19 protein-coding genes and 1 pseudogene are annotated in these 21,621 nt (G+C 67.0%); 10 read left to right on the top strand and 10 right to left on the bottom strand.

Annotated features, from left to right (window positions below; all coding sequences use genetic code 11):
* Positions 1-39 precede the first annotated feature (39 nt).
* From POF73_RS35670 to POF73_RS35655, 4 genes and pseudogenes are all read left to right on the top strand, one after another.
* Positions 40-2,166: an SUKH-4 family immunity protein gene (locus POF73_RS35670; protein WP_272123272.1), complete on the top strand. Its 2,127-nt coding sequence runs from the start codon at positions 40-42 to the stop codon at positions 2,164-2,166.
* A gap of 59 nt (positions 2,167-2,225) precedes the next feature.
* Positions 2,226-4,412, top strand: a complete 2,187-nt coding sequence (locus POF73_RS35665) for an SUKH-4 family immunity protein (protein ID WP_272123271.1) — start codon at positions 2,226-2,228, stop codon at positions 4,410-4,412.
* Positions 4,413-4,457: 45 nt separating this feature from the next.
* Positions 4,458-6,707, top strand: coding sequence for an SUKH-4 family immunity protein (locus POF73_RS35660; RefSeq protein ID WP_272123270.1), 2,250 nt, complete (start codon positions 4,458-4,460; stop codon positions 6,705-6,707).
* A gap of 127 nt (positions 6,708-6,834) precedes the next feature.
* A pseudogene (locus POF73_RS35655) lies at positions 6,835-7,209 on the top strand (immunity 49 family protein); the annotation flags it as partial.
* A 44-nt stretch (positions 7,210-7,253) separates the two neighbouring features.
* Here the strand turns inward: POF73_RS35655 and POF73_RS35650 are convergent.
* Entirely contained in the window at positions 7,254-7,847 is a 594-nt protein-coding gene (locus POF73_RS35650; RefSeq protein WP_272123269.1) for a hypothetical protein, read from the bottom strand.
* Positions 7,848-8,052: 205 nt separating this feature from the next.
* On the opposite strand from POF73_RS35650, the gene POF73_RS35645 reads away from it, so the two are divergent.
* Both POF73_RS35645 and POF73_RS35640 read left to right on the top strand, forming a co-directional pair.
* Entirely contained in the window at positions 8,053-9,612 is a 1,560-nt protein-coding gene (locus tag POF73_RS35645; RefSeq protein WP_272123268.1) for a hypothetical protein, read from the top strand.
* Positions 9,613-9,708: 96 nt separating this feature from the next.
* Complete coding sequence (locus tag POF73_RS35640; RefSeq protein WP_272123267.1) at positions 9,709-10,422, top strand: hypothetical protein; 714 nt, start codon at positions 9,709-9,711, stop codon at positions 10,420-10,422.
* Between the two features lie 112 nt (positions 10,423-10,534).
* Here POF73_RS35640 and POF73_RS35635 read toward each other — a convergent pair whose 3' ends face one another.
* The 4 genes from POF73_RS35635 to POF73_RS35620 form a co-directional block, all read right to left on the bottom strand.
* Positions 10,535-10,936: a hypothetical protein gene (locus tag POF73_RS35635; protein WP_272123266.1), complete on the bottom strand. Its 402-nt coding sequence runs from the start codon at positions 10,934-10,936 to the stop codon at positions 10,535-10,537.
* 274 nt (positions 10,937-11,210) lie between these two features.
* A complete protein-coding gene (locus tag POF73_RS35630) occupies positions 11,211-11,600 on the bottom strand; it encodes a hypothetical protein (protein WP_272123265.1) in 390 nt (129 codons plus the stop codon).
* A gap of 58 nt (positions 11,601-11,658) precedes the next feature.
* Entirely contained in the window at positions 11,659-12,852 is a 1,194-nt protein-coding gene (locus tag POF73_RS35625) for a WXG100-like domain-containing protein (RefSeq protein ID WP_272123264.1), read from the bottom strand.
* Positions 12,853-12,892: 40 nt separating this feature from the next.
* Positions 12,893-13,219 carry a hypothetical protein gene (locus POF73_RS35620; protein WP_272123263.1) on the bottom strand — a complete coding sequence of 109 codons (327 nt, stop codon included), beginning with the start codon at positions 13,217-13,219 and terminating at the stop codon, positions 12,893-12,895.
* Between the two features lie 207 nt (positions 13,220-13,426).
* On the opposite strand from POF73_RS35620, the gene POF73_RS35615 reads away from it, so the two are divergent.
* Both POF73_RS35615 and POF73_RS35610 read left to right on the top strand, forming a co-directional pair.
* Positions 13,427-13,930 (top strand): hypothetical protein, encoded by a 504-nt coding sequence (locus tag POF73_RS35615; RefSeq protein ID WP_272123262.1) that lies wholly within the window; start codon positions 13,427-13,429, stop codon positions 13,928-13,930.
* Between the two features lie 30 nt (positions 13,931-13,960).
* Positions 13,961-14,542: a hypothetical protein gene (locus POF73_RS35610; protein WP_272123261.1), complete on the top strand. Its 582-nt coding sequence runs from the start codon at positions 13,961-13,963 to the stop codon at positions 14,540-14,542.
* Between the two features lie 151 nt (positions 14,543-14,693).
* Here POF73_RS35610 and POF73_RS35605 read toward each other — a convergent pair whose 3' ends face one another.
* Together POF73_RS35605 and POF73_RS35600 are read right to left on the bottom strand one after the other, a co-directional pair.
* Entirely contained in the window at positions 14,694-15,890 is a 1,197-nt protein-coding gene (locus tag POF73_RS35605) for a S8 family peptidase (protein ID WP_272123260.1), read from the bottom strand.
* Between the two features lie 8 nt (positions 15,891-15,898).
* A complete protein-coding gene (locus tag POF73_RS35600; protein ID WP_272123259.1) occupies positions 15,899-16,651 on the bottom strand; it encodes a hypothetical protein in 753 nt (250 codons plus the stop codon).
* A gap of 1,061 nt (positions 16,652-17,712) precedes the next feature.
* Between POF73_RS35600 and POF73_RS35590 the strand changes: the two genes are divergently transcribed.
* Together POF73_RS35590 and POF73_RS35585 are read left to right on the top strand one after the other, a co-directional pair.
* The gene (locus tag POF73_RS35590; RefSeq protein WP_272123258.1) at positions 17,713-18,105 is read left to right on the top strand and encodes a hypothetical protein; all 393 of its coding nucleotides are present in this window, start codon (positions 17,713-17,715) and stop codon (positions 18,103-18,105) included.
* A gap of 160 nt (positions 18,106-18,265) precedes the next feature.
* Entirely contained in the window at positions 18,266-18,577 is a 312-nt protein-coding gene (locus POF73_RS35585) for a hypothetical protein (protein WP_272123257.1), read from the top strand.
* Positions 18,578-18,710: 133 nt separating this feature from the next.
* Here POF73_RS35585 and POF73_RS35580 read toward each other — a convergent pair whose 3' ends face one another.
* From POF73_RS35580 to POF73_RS35570, 3 genes are read right to left on the bottom strand one after another with little or no spacing between them, the layout of a single operon-like run.
* Positions 18,711-20,021 (bottom strand): hypothetical protein, encoded by a 1,311-nt coding sequence (locus POF73_RS35580; RefSeq protein ID WP_272123256.1) that lies wholly within the window; start codon positions 20,019-20,021, stop codon positions 18,711-18,713.
* Positions 20,022-20,050: 29 nt separating this feature from the next.
* Positions 20,051-21,214, bottom strand: coding sequence for a WXG100 family type VII secretion target (locus POF73_RS35575; RefSeq protein ID WP_272123255.1), 1,164 nt, complete (start codon positions 21,212-21,214; stop codon positions 20,051-20,053).
* A complete protein-coding gene (locus tag POF73_RS35570; protein ID WP_272123254.1) occupies positions 21,211-21,546 on the bottom strand; it encodes a hypothetical protein in 336 nt (111 codons plus the stop codon). The genes POF73_RS35575 and POF73_RS35570 overlap by 4 nt, the downstream gene beginning before the upstream one ends.
* Positions 21,547-21,621 lie beyond the last annotated feature (75 nt).

Raw genomic sequence — 21,621 nt, 5'->3', positions numbered from 1 at the left:
TTGACCGGTCCTCCTGGGTCCGGACGGACAGAGACGCTGTTGCGGCTGAGTGAGGCCCGCCGTGAGGCGGTGCTCGTGGATGCCACCGGGCTGACCTGTGAGGACCTCATCGATCGGGTCATGACGGCCGCTGGGTTCACCGCTCTGCCGGAGAAGCGGGCGGACTGGGGATTCGAGCTCGAAGACTCCCCGCTCGGGGGTGGGCTGGTCATCATCGTCAATGCCCACCGTGCGGGACGTACTCGGCGCTCCACGGAACCCGAGCGCATGGTGCGCCGCTTCACCGGTGAACTGGCCGTTGGCGGCGGTCTCAAGGTCGTGATCGAGCGGGACCTGCCGGATGTCCGGTCGGCACACGATCACTTGGTCGTAGCACTGCAACCGAGCAGTTCCGAAGAGGATGAAGAGGCTGTGGGGCACCTGCCCGACGGCACGGACACCGAAGCGTTGCGGGCACTCGCACTGTCCGAGGTCCGTCGTACTCCCTTGCCTGTGTGGACCGTCCTCGCCCAGGCGCTGGGGTCCCATGTGGGCCGGTCTCCGGATGTCGCCACAACGCTGGAGGCTTCCAGCGAGCTACTTGAGGTGGAGGGCGACGGCTGGGTCCGCTTCCGTGACGAGCGGCACGCCGAGACGCTGCGTCTGACCACCGATGCCGAGATCGTACGAGCCGTGAATGTGGAGCTGGTCGCATGGCTGCGCGATCAGCCCGCGGCAGCGACGACCGGCCAGTACCTGGCGCAGGGACTGGCGATGCACGCCGTACAGGCCGGCGAGTTCGACTCCGTTCAGCGCTCCGGCCGGCTCGTCGCCCGTATCGATCAAGTCGCCCTGATCGACGCGGCCCACGCCGACGACTCGTATGTCGTGAGTGGTGCATCGCCGGCCGGGGACGCGGTCAACTTGTGGATGTGCGGCGTCGATTCCCTGTCCCAGGGTGAATGGGCATCGTGGCTGCACCTGATGAGCACGGTGCGTGGCGACACGGAGACCGCCGCCCAGATCGCCTCGTCCGGCCGGCCGCTGCCGTGGCAGGTGCGCTGGGCCCACTGGCGGCCGCCGGGTGCCGTGAACGCCGCGTACGTTCGGCCCGGTCCACTGGGGGACCCGGTCATCGCCCCTGAGGACTATCTCCCTGGCCGGCACGCCGTTTGCGCTCCGGGGGAATGGGACGAGCGATACCGGGTCTGGGACGCCGAAACCGGCGAGGAACTGGCCGGCCCCTGGCCGGAAGCGCTGCCCGCACCGGGGCGGCGCGAGCCGCTCTGGCTCACCGACGTGGAACGCAACGTCACACCCGACTGGGACGATCTGACCGTGTTCGACACCCTGGAACCTCCCTTCGTGTCGGATCAGGTGAAGGTCGGCGACCTCCTGGTCGTGACAGGGCTCGGCGGCATTTTCGCGGTCGAGCTCCACGACCCCGCCGCAAGTCCGCGCCTCAGCAAGGTGCACGGGGAGCCGCTCTTCGACGACTCCGGTTTCCTCCCCGCACTGCACCACGGGACAGCACGGCGCCGAGGCTCGTACGACCCCGACCACTTCGAACCGGGCGTCGTACGCCGCCTGCCCACCGGCCTGCTGCCCGAGGGGGTGACGGACGCCGAGGCGCGCCGCGTTCTCACGGACGTCGGACTGCCCGCCTTCGAAGGCGCGGCGATCCGGCTGGAGGCTCTGGACGTAGTGGGTCTGCCCCGGATCGCCCCTGGCGACCTGTCGGCAGACGCCGTCCCAGGTGCGTACTACAAGATCGGTACGTGGGGTGCCGGCGACCTGGTCCTGCACGGCGGAACGGGGCAGGTCGTCCTGTTCGGTGCCGACGACTGGAGGGGCGTAGACGACGACTTCGATGCCTACTTCGACGACGAGGCCGAGGAAGCCTACGAGACCGACGAGACCTACGAGACCTACGAGACCGACGACGAGCAGCAATCCAGCGCCGTGTTGATCGCCAGCAGTCTGGCCGCGTTCATCGACCTGCTCCAGCACTACCTTGTGGCTCGGTGCATGCTGGCCTCGGCGGGGAGCCGTATCGAGCGCGTCGCGATCAGGGACGATCTGCAGGACACGCTGCCCGACCTCGACCACGGCGCAGAGACAGGCACAGGCGCAGACGCGGGCGCAGACACTGCCTTCTGGACTGCCGCACTTCGAACCACCGACTGATCGATCCCCCTGACCGCCCCCGATACCGAGAAGATCTGACGGTAGAAAAGACCCGACGCATGAGTGCCACCGCCGCCCCGAAACGCGCTGAAGTCACGGCAGAACTCGCGCTCGACCGTGCACTGTGGTGGATCGACCGGCCTCGCGACACCAGCGCCTGGCTGTGGATCGGCGGGCGCTCGGGCAGCGGTCGAACGGCACTGTTGCGGGAAGTCGTTGCCCGCCATCCGGCCGCGGTCCGCGTCGACTGCGTCGGCCGGTCCGCGGAGGAGGTGGCCCGGGAGGTGGCGACGGCCCTTGGTATCGCCGCCACGGACTCCTTCGACGACAACTTCGCCACCATGACCCGCCGGATCAGCGACGATCCCGTGGTCGTACTCGCGAACACGCAGTGGGCGGGCCGGTTGCGCACCTCGCGCGAACCAGTGCGTGTGCTCGACGAGGTGGCACGGACGCTGATCAGGCACCATCGGCGCGGGCTGCGGATGCGCTTGCTGATCGAAGTCGACGATGCTCAGGCCACGGCCGCCGAGTTGGGCGGACGACATCTAACCCTGCAAGGGAGCTTCGGGAGTCTGCCCGCCTTCGCGGAGCCGGACGGGGATACGGCCTTGTCGTACGCCCTCCGCGCGCTGGCGTTGGCCGAGCACCGCTTCGTTCCCATGCCCGTGTGGTCCCTGCTCTGCTCCGCCCTCGGCCGAGACGTCCCGGAGTCCCGGCTCGACTCGCTGCTCGGCGACGACGCGGCCGGGGAGTGGATCCACCGGTCGGACGACGGGACAGGCACTCCCCTGGTCTCCTTCAAGCAGGAGGCAGTGGCCCGGCAATTGCGTACGCAGATGCCCGCCGAGGAGGCCAGGTCCTGGCACGCGCGCGCAGTGACCGCACTGTCAGCCGCAGACGCCCCCGAGGCGACGCGCTGGTACGCCCGTCGCGCCCTGGCCGGCCACGCTGCGGCGGCCGCCGGCCAGTTCGAGGCGTTCCTCAAGGACATGGCAGCAGTCGCCGGGGTCTGCCATGAGTCGCTCTTCGAGGCGTTCGAGGCCGCGTTTCACGGACGGCCCATCCCTCAGGGGAGCGCTGGGGCCCGCCTCCATTACCTGGCTCGCCGCGGTGTTCGGCCTTCGTCCCAGGGTGAGTGGCTGGCGCTGTTGCACCTGGCCCTGATGCAGGCCGGGCCGACGGAGGCAGCAGCCGCCGATCGGCTCCTGTCGGCTGCCGGGCCCGTGGCCCTGCCCTGGCGGACGCTCTGGGCCGAAGGCGTCGGTGCCGGCGTGTTCAGCACGGACGCCCTGGTCAGGCGCCCGATCGTCCGGACGCTCCGGATCGTGCACACCCCGACCGGCGACCTGGTCACAGCCCGCACCCGCCACGACCACATCGGCACCTGGGACCTGGCCACGGGCGCGCCCCGGCCCGAGCCCGGCGAGACCACGGACGCGTCCGGCACGACGCAGGCGGATCAGGGGCCTCAAGGGTGGCGCCCCGCTGGAGCCGCCGGCGGTGAAGTAGATCTGCCCTGCATGCCCCAGTACATCCGTCGAGGCGTGCGCTCAGGCCATCGCATCGCCCTGGCTTCCATGGACGGGGTGTGCGTGGTCGAGGTCAATCAGAGCGCCGGACAGGAAGCCGCACCAGGCCGCCTCCTCAAGCGTCTGGTCGACACCGACACGAAGCTCGCTCGGGCGGACCTGCCGACCCCGGCCCTGGCCCCCACGACCGATTGGCTGACCGATGTCTGGGGATCTGCGGCGGTCAAACGGTTCCCGCAGGAGACCCTGCCAGCCGCTCTCTCCGATATCGGTGCGCGCGAATTCCTCTCCGCAGTCGGCTTCCCCTGCGTAACCGGCTTCCTCGAACTCGACACCACCGGCCTTGCGGACATGGGCCTGCGTCCCATTGCCGAGCCGTTCGGAAAGCCGGACGAGGCGGACGAGGCGGACGACGCGGAGTCCACGTACTTCTCCCTCGGCAACTGGCAGGGGGCGCGACTCCTCCTCGACGGCCGCGACGGGCGCGTGCTGCAGGACGGTTCGTCGGGGATCGACGACGAACTGGCCGGAAGCAGTCTCGGTCAGTTCGTCGCGATGGTCCGCCTCTACTACTGGTGGCGCGCCTCCGACTGGTCGATCGAGGACACGGAGTCGGACGTACGTCACTGGCTGAACCTCATCGACCCTCAGGCATTTCAGACACAGGGCTGGCAAAGGGTCTTCGAGGACTACAACTTCGACGACCGGAGCTGACGGACCGGGGATCCGCCGCCCACGGAATGGAAGGGATTCACCCCAGTGCCCGAGATCAACGCCGAGGACTGGGCTCGCATCGAGATCTGGCGGGAGCTGCCCACACGGCAGCGGAGGGTGTTCTCTGTTCTAGGTCCGACGCTCAGCGGCAAGACCGCGTTTCTACGAGCAGTCCAGGACCGCTGGCCCAGCGCCACACTCATCGACTGCCGGGGTATGAGTGCCGACACGGTGGCTACTCGCATGCGCGAAGAGTGCCGTGCCGCCCCTGCCGGTCGTCCCTGTGTCCTCCTCCTCGCCGATGTGCAGTACGCAGGTGAGGTCCTGACGTCGACCGAACCGGCCCGAGTGGCGGAGATCCTGGCCCCGGGGTTCAGACGGTTCGAGGGCCGTGAGGTCTGGGTCATGGCGGAGTACGACCCGGACCTCGTAGCCCCTCCCCGGATCGCCGAGTACGAAGTCACCCTCCCCACACCGGCGTCGGCGGGTGGGGCTGCCGTGGAGGAACCGGCCACGGCCCGCCGGCTCGGGGCACTGGCCGCAGCCGAGCTACGTCAAGTGCCACTGTCCGTCTGGCAATTGCTGTCCTCCGCAGGCGGTGCGCCCACACCGGCGCAAACGCTCCTCTCCTTCGCCGAGCAGCGACCCGATGTCCTGGTCATGGACGAGGACCGGTCATCAGTCGCTTTCCGCTCCGAAGCTCTCCTCCACTCATGGCGACGCAGGCAGCCCTGGGATTCCGTGGCTCAGTCCCGCGCCGTAGAGGCGCTGATGGCCGGGGCGGCGGACGGAAGCCCGGGGCTCTGGTCCCAGCAGGGACCGTTGGGCCGGTACGCCGCCCAAGCTCTCCCCCTCCATGCGGCGCTGGCTGGTGCGCTCCCCCGCCTGTTGGACGACGGTCGGATGCTGGCCCAATGCTCGGCCACCGCGCTGCGCGAGGCCCTGGCCATCGCCCACCCCGACGGAGTGCCGTATGCGAGCGTGGCCGCGATGCTGCACTATCTGGAGGTTCAAGGCATCTCCCCCTTGTCACAGGGTGAGTGGGTGGCCTGGCTCCATCACGCGGCGCTCAGCGCGGGGCGCGTGGAGCTGGCCGAGCAGCTACTGGCTTCGGGGGTTCCGTTGCCGTGGCGGACCACTTGGACCCACTGGCGCCCCCTGGGCGTCTTCGGCCGAATCCAGGGCGAGGCCGGTCGTGTCGACGAACTCGGCGTGGCAGTCGGCGAGTCCGGCCCGACCGTCATCACGGCCCGGGACGTGACCACGGGCAACAACGCCTACCCGAAACACCGGTACATCCGTCAGGAGTGGTTCCCGGCCACCGGAGAGCCTGCCTCAGCTCCGGTCGAGGTGCGCGCCTCCCTGTCGGAGGGGGATCTCCCCTGGAGCAACGCACGCCACTCTCCGGGTCCCGAAACGCCCACCGCCCCTTTCGCCGAACACACGGACAGCGGCTGGCAACTGGGGGCGGTGGCGGGGACGCTCCCTGATCCGCCCAACTGCCCGTCCGCGGTGACGCAGGGCCTTTACGTCGATGGACGCTGGGTACTCACCGGCTCCGGAGGCCTCTTCGCCGTATCCGTCCAGGCAGCTGGAAGTTCGGCGCAGGACACATACGGCAAGCGGCCCATGGTCGCCGCACACACCCGGCCCGCTCCATGGCCGCTGCCGCCGTCCGCGTCCGCTGCTCTGCGCGGTGACGGAACGCGGGACTGGCTTGAGGAGACCTTTGGCGCAGGGGCCTGCCATCGGCTGGCCGGGGATCAGCTCCCCCAGGGGCTGGACGACCCTGCCGCGCGCCGCTTCCTCACCGAGACAGGCCTGCCGGAGATCAGCGACTTCCTGCATCTCGCCATCACCCCGCGCGGCGACCGCCCCCTGCCCGAAGTGGCCTGGCCCGGTCGGGGCCGGGACGTGCCCCGGCAACGCCGTGCCAGGAGCGAGGCGCCCAGCAACGGCCCGTTCGACGAGCTCGGTACCTGGATGTACTCCAGGCTCCTGCTCGACGGCAGCACCGGTCGGCTCTTCAGGGACACCACGGGCGGCTCACCCGACCCCGTCGCCGGCAGCAGCCTCACCCAGTTCTTCGCCATGGTCCGGCTGTACGACGAGTTCCGCAGGACACACTTCCCCTACGCCGCCGACCACGAGGACGCGCGGCACAACCTCGCCAGGTGGTGCGAACAGATCGACGGTGCCGCCGCACGTGCCGAGGCCTGGACGCTCATCCTTGAGGGTCACGACTTCGAGGACAGCACCTGGGACTTGGCCTCCTACCGGGCTGAAGGACGCTGAAGGACCAACATGATCACGATTCCACGTCATGAAGTCCCTATGGGGACTCTGCCTCAGGTGCTGAAGGTGATGCGAGGTCAGGCACGAGAGGCACGTCTTCCGCTCCGGCACCGGGGCCTGGGCCCACACCGTACTGGCTCAGGCGCCGGAACTCGGCGACAAACTCCTCGCCGCGGTGGACGCCAGCGACCCCGACCTGCTCCGCCCCGCATCACGCGGCGCCGTACTGAACCTCATGTACCCGCCCATGAACCTCCTCACCCAGCTGGTACGCGGCGACCAGGACCGGTTCAACACCGAACTGGCCAAGACCATCGAATGGCACAAGGACTACTGGACCGGCGACGAGGAACGGGCCCGCGACTCCGACGGACTCATCGCCCTCGGCCCCCTGGCCATCGCCTGCCTGGCCCGGGACTCGGGCTTCACCATCGAAGTCGAAATCGGGTACCTGCCCAAGTACCTCCTCGACGGCGGCTGGTATGGCGAATTCCCCACGTAACGCAGGGACGGAGCCCCACGACGCCATGCCCTTGAGGCCGGCCCCTAAAGGACCACGGAGCTCACAAAGACGCACAGGCCACACCCCAACAGACCGCCGAAAAGCAGGCTGAGGGCGGTGATTCGCGTCCCGCGCCGGATGGGCCGGCTTCCTGAACGGAAGGCAGCGCTCAGCGGGAACATGGCCACGCCGAACATCGACGTGCCGATGCACCAGAACCGCACAGCCTCGACGTAGAACGACGCGAACGAGCCGGGGCGGAACGACCCCCACCTGTCGACCACCGCCTGCACCTTCTCGCCCCTGTCTCGGTCCGCACCGGGTTCGAAGTCCTCCACGTCGAGGCGGGCCCCGCCGTCGTCAGGTCGGAAGGTGCCGGTGCACTCCACGTCGTCCCCGATGTCGTCCTTGCCGCAACGCTCGATGGTGACCGTCCCCTGCGTGGCGCCGCGCACCTTCGCGGGGCCTTCCTCGTAACCGGACGCGATGAGGACCAGGCCGAAGAGCACGAAGAAGATGCCCACCACTCCGGCCCCGATGCGGCTGCCGACACCCCTCTTCGCAGCAGCCGGGCCGACGCCGGGCACTCCGGCTCCGTCCTTTCGCAGGTTCGGCTGGCCGCTCGCGTCCGTCTTCATCGCTGTCCCGTTCCCTTGGTGTGGCGTCGTAGGTCGTAGTTCGTAGTTCGTAGGTGTGCCGTGTGCCGTGTGCCGTACGTGCGACATACGCAAGGCTTGCGCCCCCGGCCGACTCCAGATCTTGGCGAGATCGTTTCGTGCAGGTCAAACTGCCTGGAGCCGAACGCCGGCAACCGCCATCGCCGATCACACGTCGATACAGGACATGATCCATATCCCCGAGAACCCCGACACATCTCCTACGGCCGATCTACTCAAACCCTTCGAAACCTTCGAAAGCTGGAGCAGGGTCAACGCGGACACCAGCCCCGACGACGCCGAGCCCCTCGTACTCGACTGCGCACGTCACCTCACCGCCGACCCCGGCGGCGATACGGCACACGTGTGGGTGGCCGGGCTCGCGGAAATGGTGCGGTATCTCGCGGGGCAACCGACCGCTGAGGCCGAACGGGCGGCGGTCGAGGCGCTGTTGGCAGCCGCTTCGGCGTTCGGCGAGCGAAGCTGTGCGCACGAGACCCACCCATACGAGGAGGAGTTCGGCGACCTGGCCGAGGACGACCCTGCCTGGATCGGGCTGCCCACCTCGTATCTGTTCGCCGACCTGCCCCAACGGCCCCGCCAGGACGCCGATCTGTGCCCCGCCAACATCGCCGGAATCGCCCGCGTCACCGCCGACATGATCAGGCCCTTCTCGGCCGCCGACGGCATACCCATGGTCGTACCGGACGACCACACCTCGTCGGTGGAGCGCCTGTCCTCGATCCTCTGCGACTACCCCAACCGGGAGCCCGGCCCCACCCTTGAGTCCAACGCGGGCGTCGACGACTCGCTCGCCACCAAGGGGGCACGAGCGGGCTACGTCATCACTCAGTACGCGAGCTGCTGGTACGCCGTCTACCGGATCGCGGAGCGGTCGGTCTTCGACGCGATGATCGAGGGCTTGGAGACTGTGCTGCCGAAGCTCGGGGACCCGACGGCCTGCACACACGGCGACGACGAGCATCCTGACCCCGAGTTCGAGTCGGCCGACATCGCCGAGATCGGTTTCCACCTGCGCAGCCCCGGAGGCCGGGCGGAGCTTCGGGAGGCGCTCGACGAGTACCCGCCCGACGCATGGCTGTGCCCGCGTTATCTACGCGACCTCGCCGACGAGGCGCTCACCGAGCTGCGCACAGCGCACACCTCGAAGTTCGGGGTGCGCGACACCACCGCCCTGGACGGCATGTACGTACAGCCCGACGGGTCTCTCGACATCGACGCGCTGACCCGGTGCGTCATCGACGGCGACGAATTCGACGAGGCACCGGAGAACATCGCAGTATGGGCCGCCCGCCGGCACGCGTCGTCCGACGACCCCCACGAGCGACTGGTCCTGCTGCTCCTCACTCTCTGGGTCACCCAGGTCCGCGACCTTCCTTACGGCGTCGGCCGCGAGGTTCGGGCACTGCTCAGCACCGTCGACCCCGCGCCACTCGAAACGGCCTGCAAGCACGGCGACGAGCACGCGGACGGGCACGCGGACACTCACCTGGACAAGCGCCTACGTCGCTGGGACAAGCGCGGATTCGCCGCACACCTCCGCCACCTGTACGCACCCGACTCGTTCCCAGCACCGGAGGCCGCCCAGGCCGTCGCCGACGTATGGGGATGCCCGCGCTTTCTCGCCAGCTGGGCCCGCGAACTCGTCCTGCGACTGGACGAGGCGTACCGGTGGATGGACCAGGAGGACGGATACGAGGGGAGCACATTCAGCCGGGAGCGGTGACAGGCGCCCTTCACGCAGCCCGCTCCGACTCCGACGAGCCCCTCCTGATCTCACTGATAACTTGCTGTTCCTATCAATTCACTCAGTGGGAAATCGATGAGTCAGCCGCCCTTCCAACCGCCCCAGCAACCCCCGCAGCCGCCACAGCAACCGCCGAACGCCTACAACCCGTACAACCAGCCGACCCCGCCGCAGCAGCCGCCGGGCTTCGGACCGGCGTCGCATGCCTCTGGGCAGCCGCCTGTTCCAGGCCAGCCACCGATGCCTGCCCCGGGCCAGCCGCCGATGCAGCCGATGTATCCCGCACCGCCGTTCCAGGGGATGCCCTACGGGCACCAGCCGAACGCGAGCGGCCATCCGGTCGGCGCGGTCTTCCTCGCGCTCTTCGTCTCGCTCATCATCTCGATGCTCTACAGCGGCCTCATCCTGCTCACGTACAAGGACCAGACCATCACCGTGGCCAACACCATGTACTTGGGCCACGCCTTGATCAACGGAGCGGTCGTCGGCGCCTTGATCGGTGCGGTGGGTCACCGTAACCATGGCGCCTGGATCTGGGGAGCCGTGATCGCCGCGCTCGGCGCCTTCTTCGGCTACACCAACGCTTTCCCGCTCGTCATCGCCGACGCCCAATCGCCCGCTGCCATCGGTGACATGATGGAGGCCGACCCCTTCATCCCCGCCAAGGCGTGGTGGAACGACGAAATCGGCGGCGGAGTCGACTGGTTCTCCCCGCTCGGGCTCGTGCTGGCCGCGGTCACCGCCTGGGGGCTCGCCTACCTCATCGGAAACAGGCGCCGTCAGAGGTGATCGCTGGTCAGGCGCCGACCCGGACCACCGCCTGGTCCCCGGTCGGCAGCCTGACCCCAGTCGGCTTCACTTGAATGTCGACGACGGGGCACCTCCCCGGCCCGAACCGCCTTCAGCGGAACGCCGGACTGTCGCCGAGCCCCGCCAACGCCGCCCCGATACAGGTGACCATCATCGCCCAACGGGTGTGGCCGATCCTCGCGAGCACAAAACCCCACCCGCCCAGAGCCACACCCACGGCATACGTGGCGACCCAGACCCCCGCCGCGTCGCCCTGGGCGAGTCGTACGACGATGAGGACAAGGCAGACGACGGCGACCAGCCCGGCAAGTGCGGCGTACGTCCAACGCGCCTGCCGCAGATCGCGCCGCCTGCTCTCCGCGAGCCCCGGTCGCCCCTGTTCCTGGAACTGCGCCCGCAACTCGTCCGCGCTCACCCCGGAGCCGGAGGAGAGCGGCTGACCGCCTGTCCCGCCCGGCCTGTTCGCCGCCGTCTCATCGCCATGCGTGGTCATGAAGCGGAGCCTAGCGGTCGGCACCCGACACGACGGGGGCGCTCAGACGTTCCATGCACTCCGCCCATAAACACCGCCACTGTCGTACACACTGGTCCGGTCCGCCACTGTCGTACACACTGGCCGCCCCGGGCCTCGCGGCGGGTGCTCTCCCATGGCAGCGGGTGCTTCCCCTGGGTGTGCATTCCGGATCGCAAGGGGCAACGACCGGGAACGTACGCGCTGAGCCTCGCGACAGAGATGGAGGGCGAGGGCGGCCGCCCGCCACGACGCCTCAGCGCTGACCCCGCCGCCCTTCCCGGCCGGAGTCGTGCGCGGGCGCGTCCCGCTCGGCACGTGCGCGGTCCAGTTCCTCCTGCTGCCGTGCGTCCCACTCCGCGAACCGGACCTTGGACTGCTGGCGTTCGGCGTACGTCTGGTCGTCGGCCGCACGGCGGATCTCGTGCATCCGCTGGTAGACGGCCTCGGCGTAACGCGGGTCCTGGAAGGCGTCCTTGACGTCGACGTGCCCGCTCAGCACCGAACGGGCCATGTCGCGCAGGGCCGGGTCGAGCGACGTCGTGTCGGCGATGGTGCGCAGGGAGCGGTGCAGCCGCAGGGCCTGCTCGGGGTCCTGGGCGACGCCCATGAGTTCCTCGTCCTGGATCTCCCGGTCCGCGGTCATGGGTCCGGCACATCCTTCCTGTGGCTGCTGCCTGTCGATTCCGTATGTGGCGGGTTCGTCATCCGAACTCGCTGCGAGCCCAATCCTGCGCGTTCCCCGAGGTGTTCGAGGAGCGGGAGCCCGCAGTGGAGGGGGCGGCGGCTGTGGTTCTGCCGGCCGCAGGCGTGGTGTTCTGCGTGCTGTTCGAGGAGCCGGAACTCGCCGCGGCGGCGGTGTCGGTGCCCCCGTCGGATGCCTGGGACGACTCGGATGCCTGGGCCGACTGGGACGAGTGAGCGGCGCCCGCACCGTGTCCGGACACCGCGTCGACGCCCTGCTGCACACGGTCCCCGGCCGCCCCGGTGACCCGCTCCGTCGCGGTGTCGACGGCGTTGTTCACATGCGTGGCGGGGTCGACATAGTCGGCGAGGGTCGACCCCTCGCCGCCGGTGACCTCGTTCTTGAGGCCGTCCACATACTCGCCGGCCGCCTTCTTGGCGACGTCGGCCGTCTCGCCGAGGTCGACGCCTGAGCGCGCGTCGAAGTAGGTCTCGATGCTCTGCTGGCCGATGTTCTGCGCCATCCCGACGGCGGCTTCCGTGGCCTTCTCCTTGGCCGCGTCGACCACCTTCTCCTGGACGAACTGCTTGCCCTGCTCCTTGAGTTGGTCCTTGGCGAACTGCTTGACCTTCTCCTTGGTGATCTTCTCCAGCTGCTCCTTGGCGACCTTCTTGAGGGCGTCCATGGTGGCGTGCTCCATGGCCTTGGTGACCGCCTCCATGACCTCCTTCTTGAGCCTGTCGAGCAGCTCCCGGACGATCAGCCGGGTGGCCTGTGTCGCGCCCAGCGCGCCGACCTCGGAGAGTCCGAAGGTGAAGGGTGCCGCCGCCTGCGCGGCGATGATCTCGATGGCCAGGGCGATGAGTTGGACGATGACGGCGATTTTCGCGGTGAGTACCGCGACGGCGGCCGCGTCGAATGCGAAGGCAATCACTTCGCACGCGGTCTTCGCGTCGGGCAGATAGCTGTCCTCGCCGTTGGCGCCGGTATAGGCGCCCCACTCCTTGCTGAAACCTTCGATAGCGGTACCGAAGTTGTGGGAGACGATGGTGCGGGCGAGGCCCTCGCCGTCCCTCTGGATGTCTTCGAGTTCCTCGCCGAAAGCCCGCCAGGTCTCCGCGACCTTGTGCAGTGCTTCTTCGTCCACCTCGGGCCAGGTGTAGCCGAGGAGGTCGAGCACCCAGACAAGCTCACCGGGCAGTGTGAGCGACATGCCAATATCCCCCGAATTTAATTAGAGTTGACCGGCAAATTCAGAATTGGCCGGTGAGCCCGTCCATCTGGCCGCTGTTCGAAGTTTCCGCCGCGTCGTAGTTGCGCGCCATGTCCTGCAGGTTGTGCCCGACCTTCTGCAGTCGTTCCGCAAGACTGTCCATCGATGTGAAGATTCCGTCGCGAATCGGCGTGTAGACCTGACCGAAGATCTCCCCGAAGTCCGCGTCCGCCCACGGCTCTCCCAGCGCTTCGAGGGCGTCCTGAAGCCGCTTGGACGCGGTGGAGAAATCGCCGCCGAGGTCGACGAACTTCCCTCCCTGCCGCCGGAGTACATCCGTCTCCACGTTAAAGGTGTCGAACTCCATGGCTCTCCCCCGGACTCCCCTTGCCGTAGTTCATATTGGACGACAGACCGATACCTTAGACTCCTCGCGCACTGCCCCGCCAAGCCCGTAAGTCAAGAGATCGTCAAGTCATTCAAGGGGACACCAAAAGTGGTCACAACACAGCCACATTCCGGCAGCGCGAGAAGTCTGTGGATGGGAAGACTCCTCGGCCTGGGGCTGCTTCTCGTGGCCACGGTCGTCGCCGCGGTGACCATTCCGGAACTGCGCAGTGAACTCGCCGGTGAGGGCACCGAAGGAACCCTCACCATTTCTTCATGCGAGACACACACGAAGACCCACTACGGCACACACAGGCGTTCCACCGAACTCAAGTTCAGCTGCACCGGAAACTGGCGCGCGGACGACAGTAAAGCCACGTACGAAGACGTGGTGGTGGAAACCTCGTCGCGTTTTGAAACCGGGGCGAAAATCCCGGTGATTCAGGTGGACGACACCTTCGAGCAACCGCAGGACCGGGACCCCGGAGACGACGCCGCGATCCTCGCGTTCTGCCTCTCGCTGCTGGCCTTCGGCATCTACTGCCTGCTCACCGGCTTCGGCGCCCGCAACGGCCCCGGCCCGGGGGCCTCTTGGCAGCGCCTGCCGGCCCGAACCGTCACCGGCCCCGTCCTGGGCGGCCTCTTCACGCTGGGCGCCCTGGGGGCGCTCGTCTGCGCCCTCGTCCTGTGACATCCGTATCCCCACTCTGAGGAACCCTCAATGACCCAAGTACACGGGAACCCCGCGCCGAACACCGCCGCAGCGGGCGACCGTTCGAGCCTGTACCGCCTCATCGGCGCAGGCCTGATCCTCGTAGGCGTCGTCCTCATGGCCCTCGGCGCCTACCTCGGCCCCTACACCTACGCCACGTCCACCCCGGGCAAGCTCACGGTCGACACGTGCACGGTCGACTACAAGTACCGATCGAGCACGTCGAGCAGCTCCCGGAAGAAGACCAAGACCAGGTGGTGCTACGGCACTTTCACGTCCAACGACGGCTCGGTCAAGGACCTCAACGCCGAGCTCAAGAGCGACCTGCACCAGCGCGGCTACGTCATCGAGGCCATCAAGACCGGCGACACCACCTACAAGCTGGACCATGGCTGGGTCGGCGCGATCGCCACCGGGTGCGCTTGGTTCTTCGGTGGCTTGATGCCCCTGTCGATGGGCGTACTGGCCGCCATCACCGGCCTCTCCTCCTCGTATCCGTGGAGCCGACGCCGGGCCCGCCCTTACCTCATCACGTCCGTGGTGGCCGTGATCGGCCTCATCACCAGCCTGCTGGTGAGGCTCTTCGCGTGACGGAGGGCCCGCCCCGTCCAGGCAACGCTGATCGCCGAATGGACGCGGCACGCTGACGCTGGTCGCCTCGCGTCCCTGACGTACGGAGAGAGCTCTCGTTGCCAGGATGTGGCGCCTGGCAACGAGAGCTTTTGTCGTAGGGCGGCGGGACTCAGCCGGGGTAAGACCCCTGAGGCCGCATCAGGCTGGGCGCCTGCGGAGTCGGCTTGCGCCGGCCCGACAACGCCAGCAGCACACCCCCGGCCAGAAGCGCCAGGCCCACTCCAGCGGCGATCAGGCCCGTCAGCCACAGGGACTGATCCATCTCCGGGTGCGTCGTCTTCGGTGTGCCGTCCGGAGTCGCCAGGTGCTCCTTGCCCTTGTACGCCACCGGAGCTGTCTTGTCCTCGGGAGGGGAGGCGGCTGCCTTCACCGCTGCGGCCGCGTTGATCCGGCCGTAGCCGAGCACGGCGCTGCCGCCGCCCGCCGGGCGATGGGTGGTGGCGGTGAGGACGCTGTTGACCTGTGCGGGGGTCAGCTTCGGGTTCTTTGCCTTCATGAGCGCCACGACGCCGGCGGCCAGCGCACAAGCCGGAGAAGTGCCGTTGCCTTGCCTGTAGCCGCCGGCGTTCGTCGCGCTGATGATGTCGACACCGGGCGCGGCCACGTCGTTGTAGGTATGCACGGAGGAGAAATCGGCGCGCGTGCCGTTCTGCTGTGTGGCGGCGACGGCGATCACACCCGCGTAACCGGCCGGGTACGAGGCCCCGTTGAGCACGTCGCCCGCGTTGCCGGCCGAGGCGAGCACCGTCACGCCTCGGCGTGCGGCATAGGCCAGGGCAGCGGCCTCGTCCTCGTCGTAAGAGCTGAACAGGTTGTCGCTGCCGAGCGACATGGAGATCACGTCGGCACCGTTCTGGACCGCGTAGTTAATGCCGTCCGCGATCGGGTTGTTGCCCTTCCTGAAGGCCTCCTCCAGTTCCTCCTGGGTGCGTTCCTCCTCGTGCTTGTCATCGATGACACGAACCGAGAGGATCTTGGCCTTCGGGGCCACCTTGAGGACGTCCGAGGCCATGGCCGTCCCGTGCTGCCCCCACTTCGGGTCGCCTGCCTTCAGCCCGTCCTTGAAGAAGTCGGGCCCGGTGGTGACCTTGCCCTTGAGGGCGGGATGGTCCGCGTACACGCCGCTGTCGAGGACCGCAACCGTCACTCCGTCGCCCTGGCTCAGCTGCTGGGCCGCAGAGAGGCTGAGTGCCGCGCCCTCCCATCCGACCGGCGTGGCCGCCTGCGCCGGCGCGGTGGCCAGGGTGCACAGCATCCCGGTGAGGACGACCGCGGTTGATGTTGCGCGTATGGTCCGGAACTTCACTGCGGGACTCACCTTTCGAGGTTCCCGAGATGGATGTAGAAGGTCTTGCTGAGGGCGTTCGCCGTGTCCATCCAGGGCTTCCTGTCCTCGTCGTTCGCGCCGTAGTCGCCGAACTCGCCAGGCAGGTTGCCCGACGTACGGCCGTTGACCGCGCCGGTCGTGACAGCGACGGCATAGCCTCCCAGGGCTTCTCCGCCCATGCCGTTGCGCCTGTTCCCCTGCCACTTCGCTGCGAGCGTGCCCGGCACCGCGAACGGCACCACGGCCGCGTCAGGAACGTCCGCGTGCTCCTGGCTGTCGAAATACTCGCCCATCTCCTGGCTGGCAGTGCCCTCGGGCACGACGATGATCGCGACGGTGGCGAGCATCTCACCGGTGAGATCGACGTACGTGGCACGCAGAACGGCCTCGCAGCCGAGACGCTCCGCGGTTTGCTCGGTCTTTCCGCTGAGGGCCTTGGAGCACGAGGTCTCCTGCGAGATGCCCATACGGCTCCACTGCGCGACCTTCTTGTCCGACGCGTCGTGCATGTTGGACGGTTCGCCGACCGTCGCCGGGAAGAGCCGTTCGGTGGTCTCGTTGCGCCACAACGTCGGCCCATAGGCAGAGTTGGGTATCGACTGCTGGCTGTTGCTGTACGCGTGAGCCGCCAGGGCTCCACCGCCGAGCATGCCGAGCACGCCGAACACGCCGAGCAGACCGCCGATGACCTTTCGGGCAGTGCCGCCCCCGCTGGAGGGAGGAATTTGCGCGCCGGGCATGGGGTTCCCGGGGAGAGGGCTTCCGGGCGGGGCGTACGCGCCGTACTGCGGCGGCCCCGGCTGGGTCGGAGGCGGCCCAGGGGGTGCCGCCGGAGGTGCAGCCGGGGTGGGCGGCGGCACAGGGCCTGCCCCCTGCCATTGCGGTTGCCAACCGCCCTGCGGGGGCGGCGGCTGCCCATATGGGTTGCCGCTTCCCGGCGGCGTGGGATAAGACATCGGTTCTTCCCTCTCACAGATCTATCTGCGAGGGAGCACGATGGGTGGTCCGGCCTCCCATGACAGAGTCCGCGTCTCGACTGACTCGCAACCCAGGTTGCTGCGAAGCCCGACTACAGCCACTCGCGCACCTTTCGGCGCCCCCGCGAATATCGCAACAGCTTATGACCTTCGCAGACGCAAGGCGTATCCCGCCCGTGGAACTCGTATAACGATCTCATTGAAGGTTCGTGCCCCGATGGGACGGTGTCTGCTCGGCACGAACACCGGTATCCATCTCGCAAGAAGTTGTGAAAGTTCTGCGAACGAGAAAGGTCCGACGGGGACGTCCGAGTCTGTTGGACAGCGTGTGATGACATCAACTGACCCCGAGCCGCCGGAACCTCCCTGGAAGCTAGGCGAGTTGGTCGGCGAGGAGGAAGGCCATGGTCTCGCTCGCAGCCACCCTGGTCCACGCCTGTGCTGACCCATGGGGATGGCAGCCGCTGGCCAGAATCGGCATGCGGTAGCAGACCACGCCGACTATGCCGGACCGTTCCAGGCAGCACCCCGCCTACCGGCTGTTGTTCCTACGGAGCCCAACCTGGGACGTGGGCCCCTACCCCGGCCCTGCTCGATTGCGAGACCTTCGGTGGTCCAGTGTTGTGGCAGCCTGCATAGACTCTCGGATAATGTCGATATCCCCTCCGCCCGCTCCCACAGCCACAGTCATTCCCTACGGCCGGAGAGTCGCCCGGCAGCTTCGTACTCGGTGGGATCTTCATGGCGATGGGTGCCTCCTGCTGTTCCTGGCAGTGGCCATAACCGCCGGGCTCAACGGCAACGAACCTCAGCCGGTTGGACTCGTGGCACTGCTCTTCGCGACCATTGGCTACTCGGGCGTCAAGGCCTTCCACTCGGCCCTCTCACTTCACCACCTGGCCGTGAGCATCTACGACGCGGGGCTGTGGCTACGCGCCCGCAATGGGGAGAGTGTCATCCGCAGGGACACTCTCGCCGGAGTTGCCGTCCACTGGAGTGAGACCGGCAACCAGGGTGTCAGGCAGTACTCGATCAAGCTGCGCCCGAGTGGCCCGATTGACCGCGACGATCCAGTCCTGTGGGTCCGGTCCTGGTCCGTGACGAAGAACCCACCCGGCCTCCCGCGCCTGCGTCATCGCTTCCCGACCAACGGCGAATACGCCAGGTATCGGGAGCCCCTGGTTGAGGCGATCCGGCAGCACGCCCCGCACTTGTGACGCGGCGAGAGGCAACGCGAGCCGGGCCACTGCGGCTTCCCCAACGCCGAGGGGCATAGGGAACGCACCGTCGGCACCGTGCGCTGAGGCTGCGGGCCTTGGTTGCGCCTTCTGGCCGAACAACAGGCGGCTCGCCACGACAAAGAAACAGAGGAACACGATGACCATGCCAGAACTCCCCGATATGGGAGATCCTATTCCACAAGAGGGGCCTACGCAAAGCCAGTACAGCTACTACAGAAACGCGTTGATCTTCTTCGGCCTGATGTCCCCATGGGTCTTCATTTATGTGTCGACGAGGAAGCTGAGCCTTGTCTGGCTTTCCGTGCTGAATCTGATCGGCATGTACACGGGGTTCTACATCGTCGTTCGCGCCTGGCGACGGAACCTGACTCGACGCCTGTATGTAGCGCTGGCGAGTTCGTTGGCCTGCTTGATCGTCTGCACTTCGCTGTTCAAAGTGCTGAACTGAACTGCCACTTGGGTCCCGGGCTTCATGCCGTGTTCCACACGGTGGAGGGCCGCACCTTCAGTCGCTTGCCGTGGATCAGCTGCTTTGTGCCTGCAGATGGGCCAGGGGAACGACCGCAGCGCAGCTGCCGCAATCAGGCTTCGCGGATCGTGCCCGTGCCCAAGTCACTGCCGGGCGCGAGGCTTTCCAGGTGCCGCTTCATCTGGAGTCCCGCACGCCTCCTCCCCACCAGAACTGCCAGTACGGACGCGCCAGCGAGAGCAACCGTCGCGACATCACCCACGCCAAAGGTGATCACTGTCAGGGCCGCGATGCCGAGTAGGAGCGCCTTCAAGACTGTGGAATTGGCACTCGTCTCCACGGGAGAGGCGGGGTGAAGTGCACGAGGTTCGCTCAGTGCTGGGAGTTCCCGGTCCGCTGGGACAAGTGCGCTCACCGGCAGGTCGACTGAAGCATCCGGAGACTCAAGCCATCCGGCGACGTAACGCTGTCCATCCAGAATCAGTACGGCATAGCCGACCGAATTCACGTACGGGAGCTGCCGAGAGGGACGTCGCCAATAGACGTGGCCACGGACGCCCGTGAGCAGCTGAGCCAGAGGCAGGGGGTCGACGATGTCATCCAGAAACAGATGCAACTCACCGAACTCCGCGCTCGTCATACGAATGCGGGGCTTGAGCGGCTTCGTCACCGATGTGGACGCCGGCCGCGCATCGAGGGCCGCTCCCACCCCTGTGACGGAGACGGGCAGTGCATGGAGTGTGCCTTGCTGTCGAGAACGGTGGAGGCCGGCCACGGGGTCAGAGCGCCAACGGCCGAACAGATTCATGAACCAGCAGAAGGCAAAGCACCCCAGGGTCAAGAAGACCGTCCAGAAGTCTGCCCGCCCACCGATCTTCTCCTCAAGCGACTGCCGATCCCCGACAAATACCTCTAGGTCAGGTGACGACGGCGCGAAGAGGACCCAGATCTCTTGTCCTGCCTTCGGCTTGTCGCTCGACGTCATCTCCACCTCAGAGGTCTGGGGCCCCTGGTCGAAAGGCACAGATACCAGCACGGTGGAGGAGTAATGCCCGGTGCGCTGACTGCTTACATACTTCGAAGAGAGGACCTTCTCGATCTCAGTCCTACGCATCGCGGAACCTGCGTCAACGATCTCCCACGCTGCAGGCGTTGGAGACAGCGCTGCATAGGCCACCAGAAACGCGGGCACCACCCAGGACCAGGCCGCGAACCCGACCCAACCGTTACGCTGCTCCACCCACCAGTGTTTGCCCCCCGCACCCAGGTCATCGGTCAGGCGGCGGAGCAAGAAGACTCCGCCGCCGACAGCCACTGCTGCCACTACGAGGCAAGCGAAGAGATCCCACCTGGGGGGCCGAGTGGAGGGCTGGATCAGAACTGCGACGACCAAAGCCGAAATGCTGAGGCCCAGCAGAGCCAAGCAGCGGGCCAGGGTGCTGGACCTTGTCATCATCCGAAATCTTCCTCAAGACTGCGCTGCTTACGACCGAACGACGTCGTCGGCTCGTCCGCGCCCTTTTGCTTGCCGTCCTCTTCGTTACTTCCGACTAGCTCTCCGCCTGCGCCTGCCAGTCCGGCACCCACACCGCCAGCGGGCACCTCAATGGAGAAGTCGGGGTTCTGGCCGCGCTGTCCGTATCGTGACGCATCCCAACCTTCCGCAACGGGGATGTTGTCCCTGTAGTGTCCGGCGCCACCGACTGTTGCTCCGCCAATTGCCCCGCCAACTGCATTGATCAAGGCATTCTTACCCCACTCGGGGTCTTCGTCTGTCGTGAGCGCGGTATGGCCATCCACGGCAAGTCCACCGGCCACATTGCCGACAACACCACCAGTGATGTTCTCGGTGAGACTCTTGGCAAGATCACTCGGCGGTCGGGCCATGTCATCCATGATCTTGCCGGCCTTGCCTGCTGCTGCTGCCCCCGCAGGGGTGCCGACGGCTGCGGCAAGTCCTCCCTGCCAGGTCGCTTCCCAGACCTTGGCACCATCGATGTCCTGGCCGGAGAGTCCGGCACCGAGCAGCGTTCCACCAGTATTGCCAGCCCAGTTGACGAAAAAGCTGGCAGCCAGCTTGGTCATCTTCCCGGCCTGTTGGTATGCGCGGATTGCCGCAGCGATACGCCGTAGCAGCGTACCGAGGCGGGCAGAAATCCGGATCGCCTGAGCAGCGAGCCGAGTGACATTAGCGGCAGCGGCACCGCCCGCGACGCCGAAGCTCACAAAGGACAAAGCCACGCCAACACCGATCGAGACACCAATTTCGGTGTAGATAGCGTGAATCTCATCGTTGACGGTCTCGATCTCATCGGCCACATGATCGAGCTGCTTGGCGATGTCGTCGTACTCTTCGACCCCTTGCTCGACCGCAGCCTTGACCTTAAGCCAGTGCTCCCTGAAGGCCTCCGCGGCTTCACCGCGCCACGTGTGACCGACTGTGTCTTGGACGTTCCTGTCGAGCGCCTTGAGCAGTCCATCCGGACCCGCTACATCGGCCTTGAGCTGCCTCCAGGCCTTGGCCGCCTGCCTCAACTCATCCGGCCGACCCCCGGGGTTGACGATCTCGAGTCCAAGTTCAACGAGTTCCTCTGCACCCGACTCCTTGCCGCTCACTTGTCACCCCCGACGCCCTTACCGAAGAGCACAGCAACATCCTCATCATTCACTTCAGTATTTTTATTGATCTTCCTCAGGGCATCTGCGATGGCGTCCAGATGTTCGTGAACTGCCTTCATCGCAGAAGCTGCACTCGTCGAGTACTCGATGTAAGCGTTTCTGACCTCGTCCGATTCCGTGAGAAGCCCAAAACCGTCAGAGATTGCCTCTTCTCCGGTCTCATTTTCGAACTTCTTGAGATAGGCGCGCAGATCGTATGCCTGGAGCTCAAACTTCTTGGCGAGACCTCTGCCTGCCCCATCCGCGTAGTACGCCTCGTCGTCAGCCACTTGTTTCCCCGTTCATGAACGACTCGTGAGAATCGGTTGATATAAGCCGCCTATTACTGCGGCGGCCGTCTCCTC

The sequence above is a fragment of the Streptomyces sp. HD genome, assembly GCF_028369295.1.
Classification (GTDB): domain Bacteria; phylum Actinomycetota; class Actinomycetes; order Streptomycetales; family Streptomycetaceae; genus Streptomyces.
The sequence above is the reverse complement of the archived record's forward strand: the minus strand, read 5'-3'. Positions and strand labels throughout refer to the sequence as shown.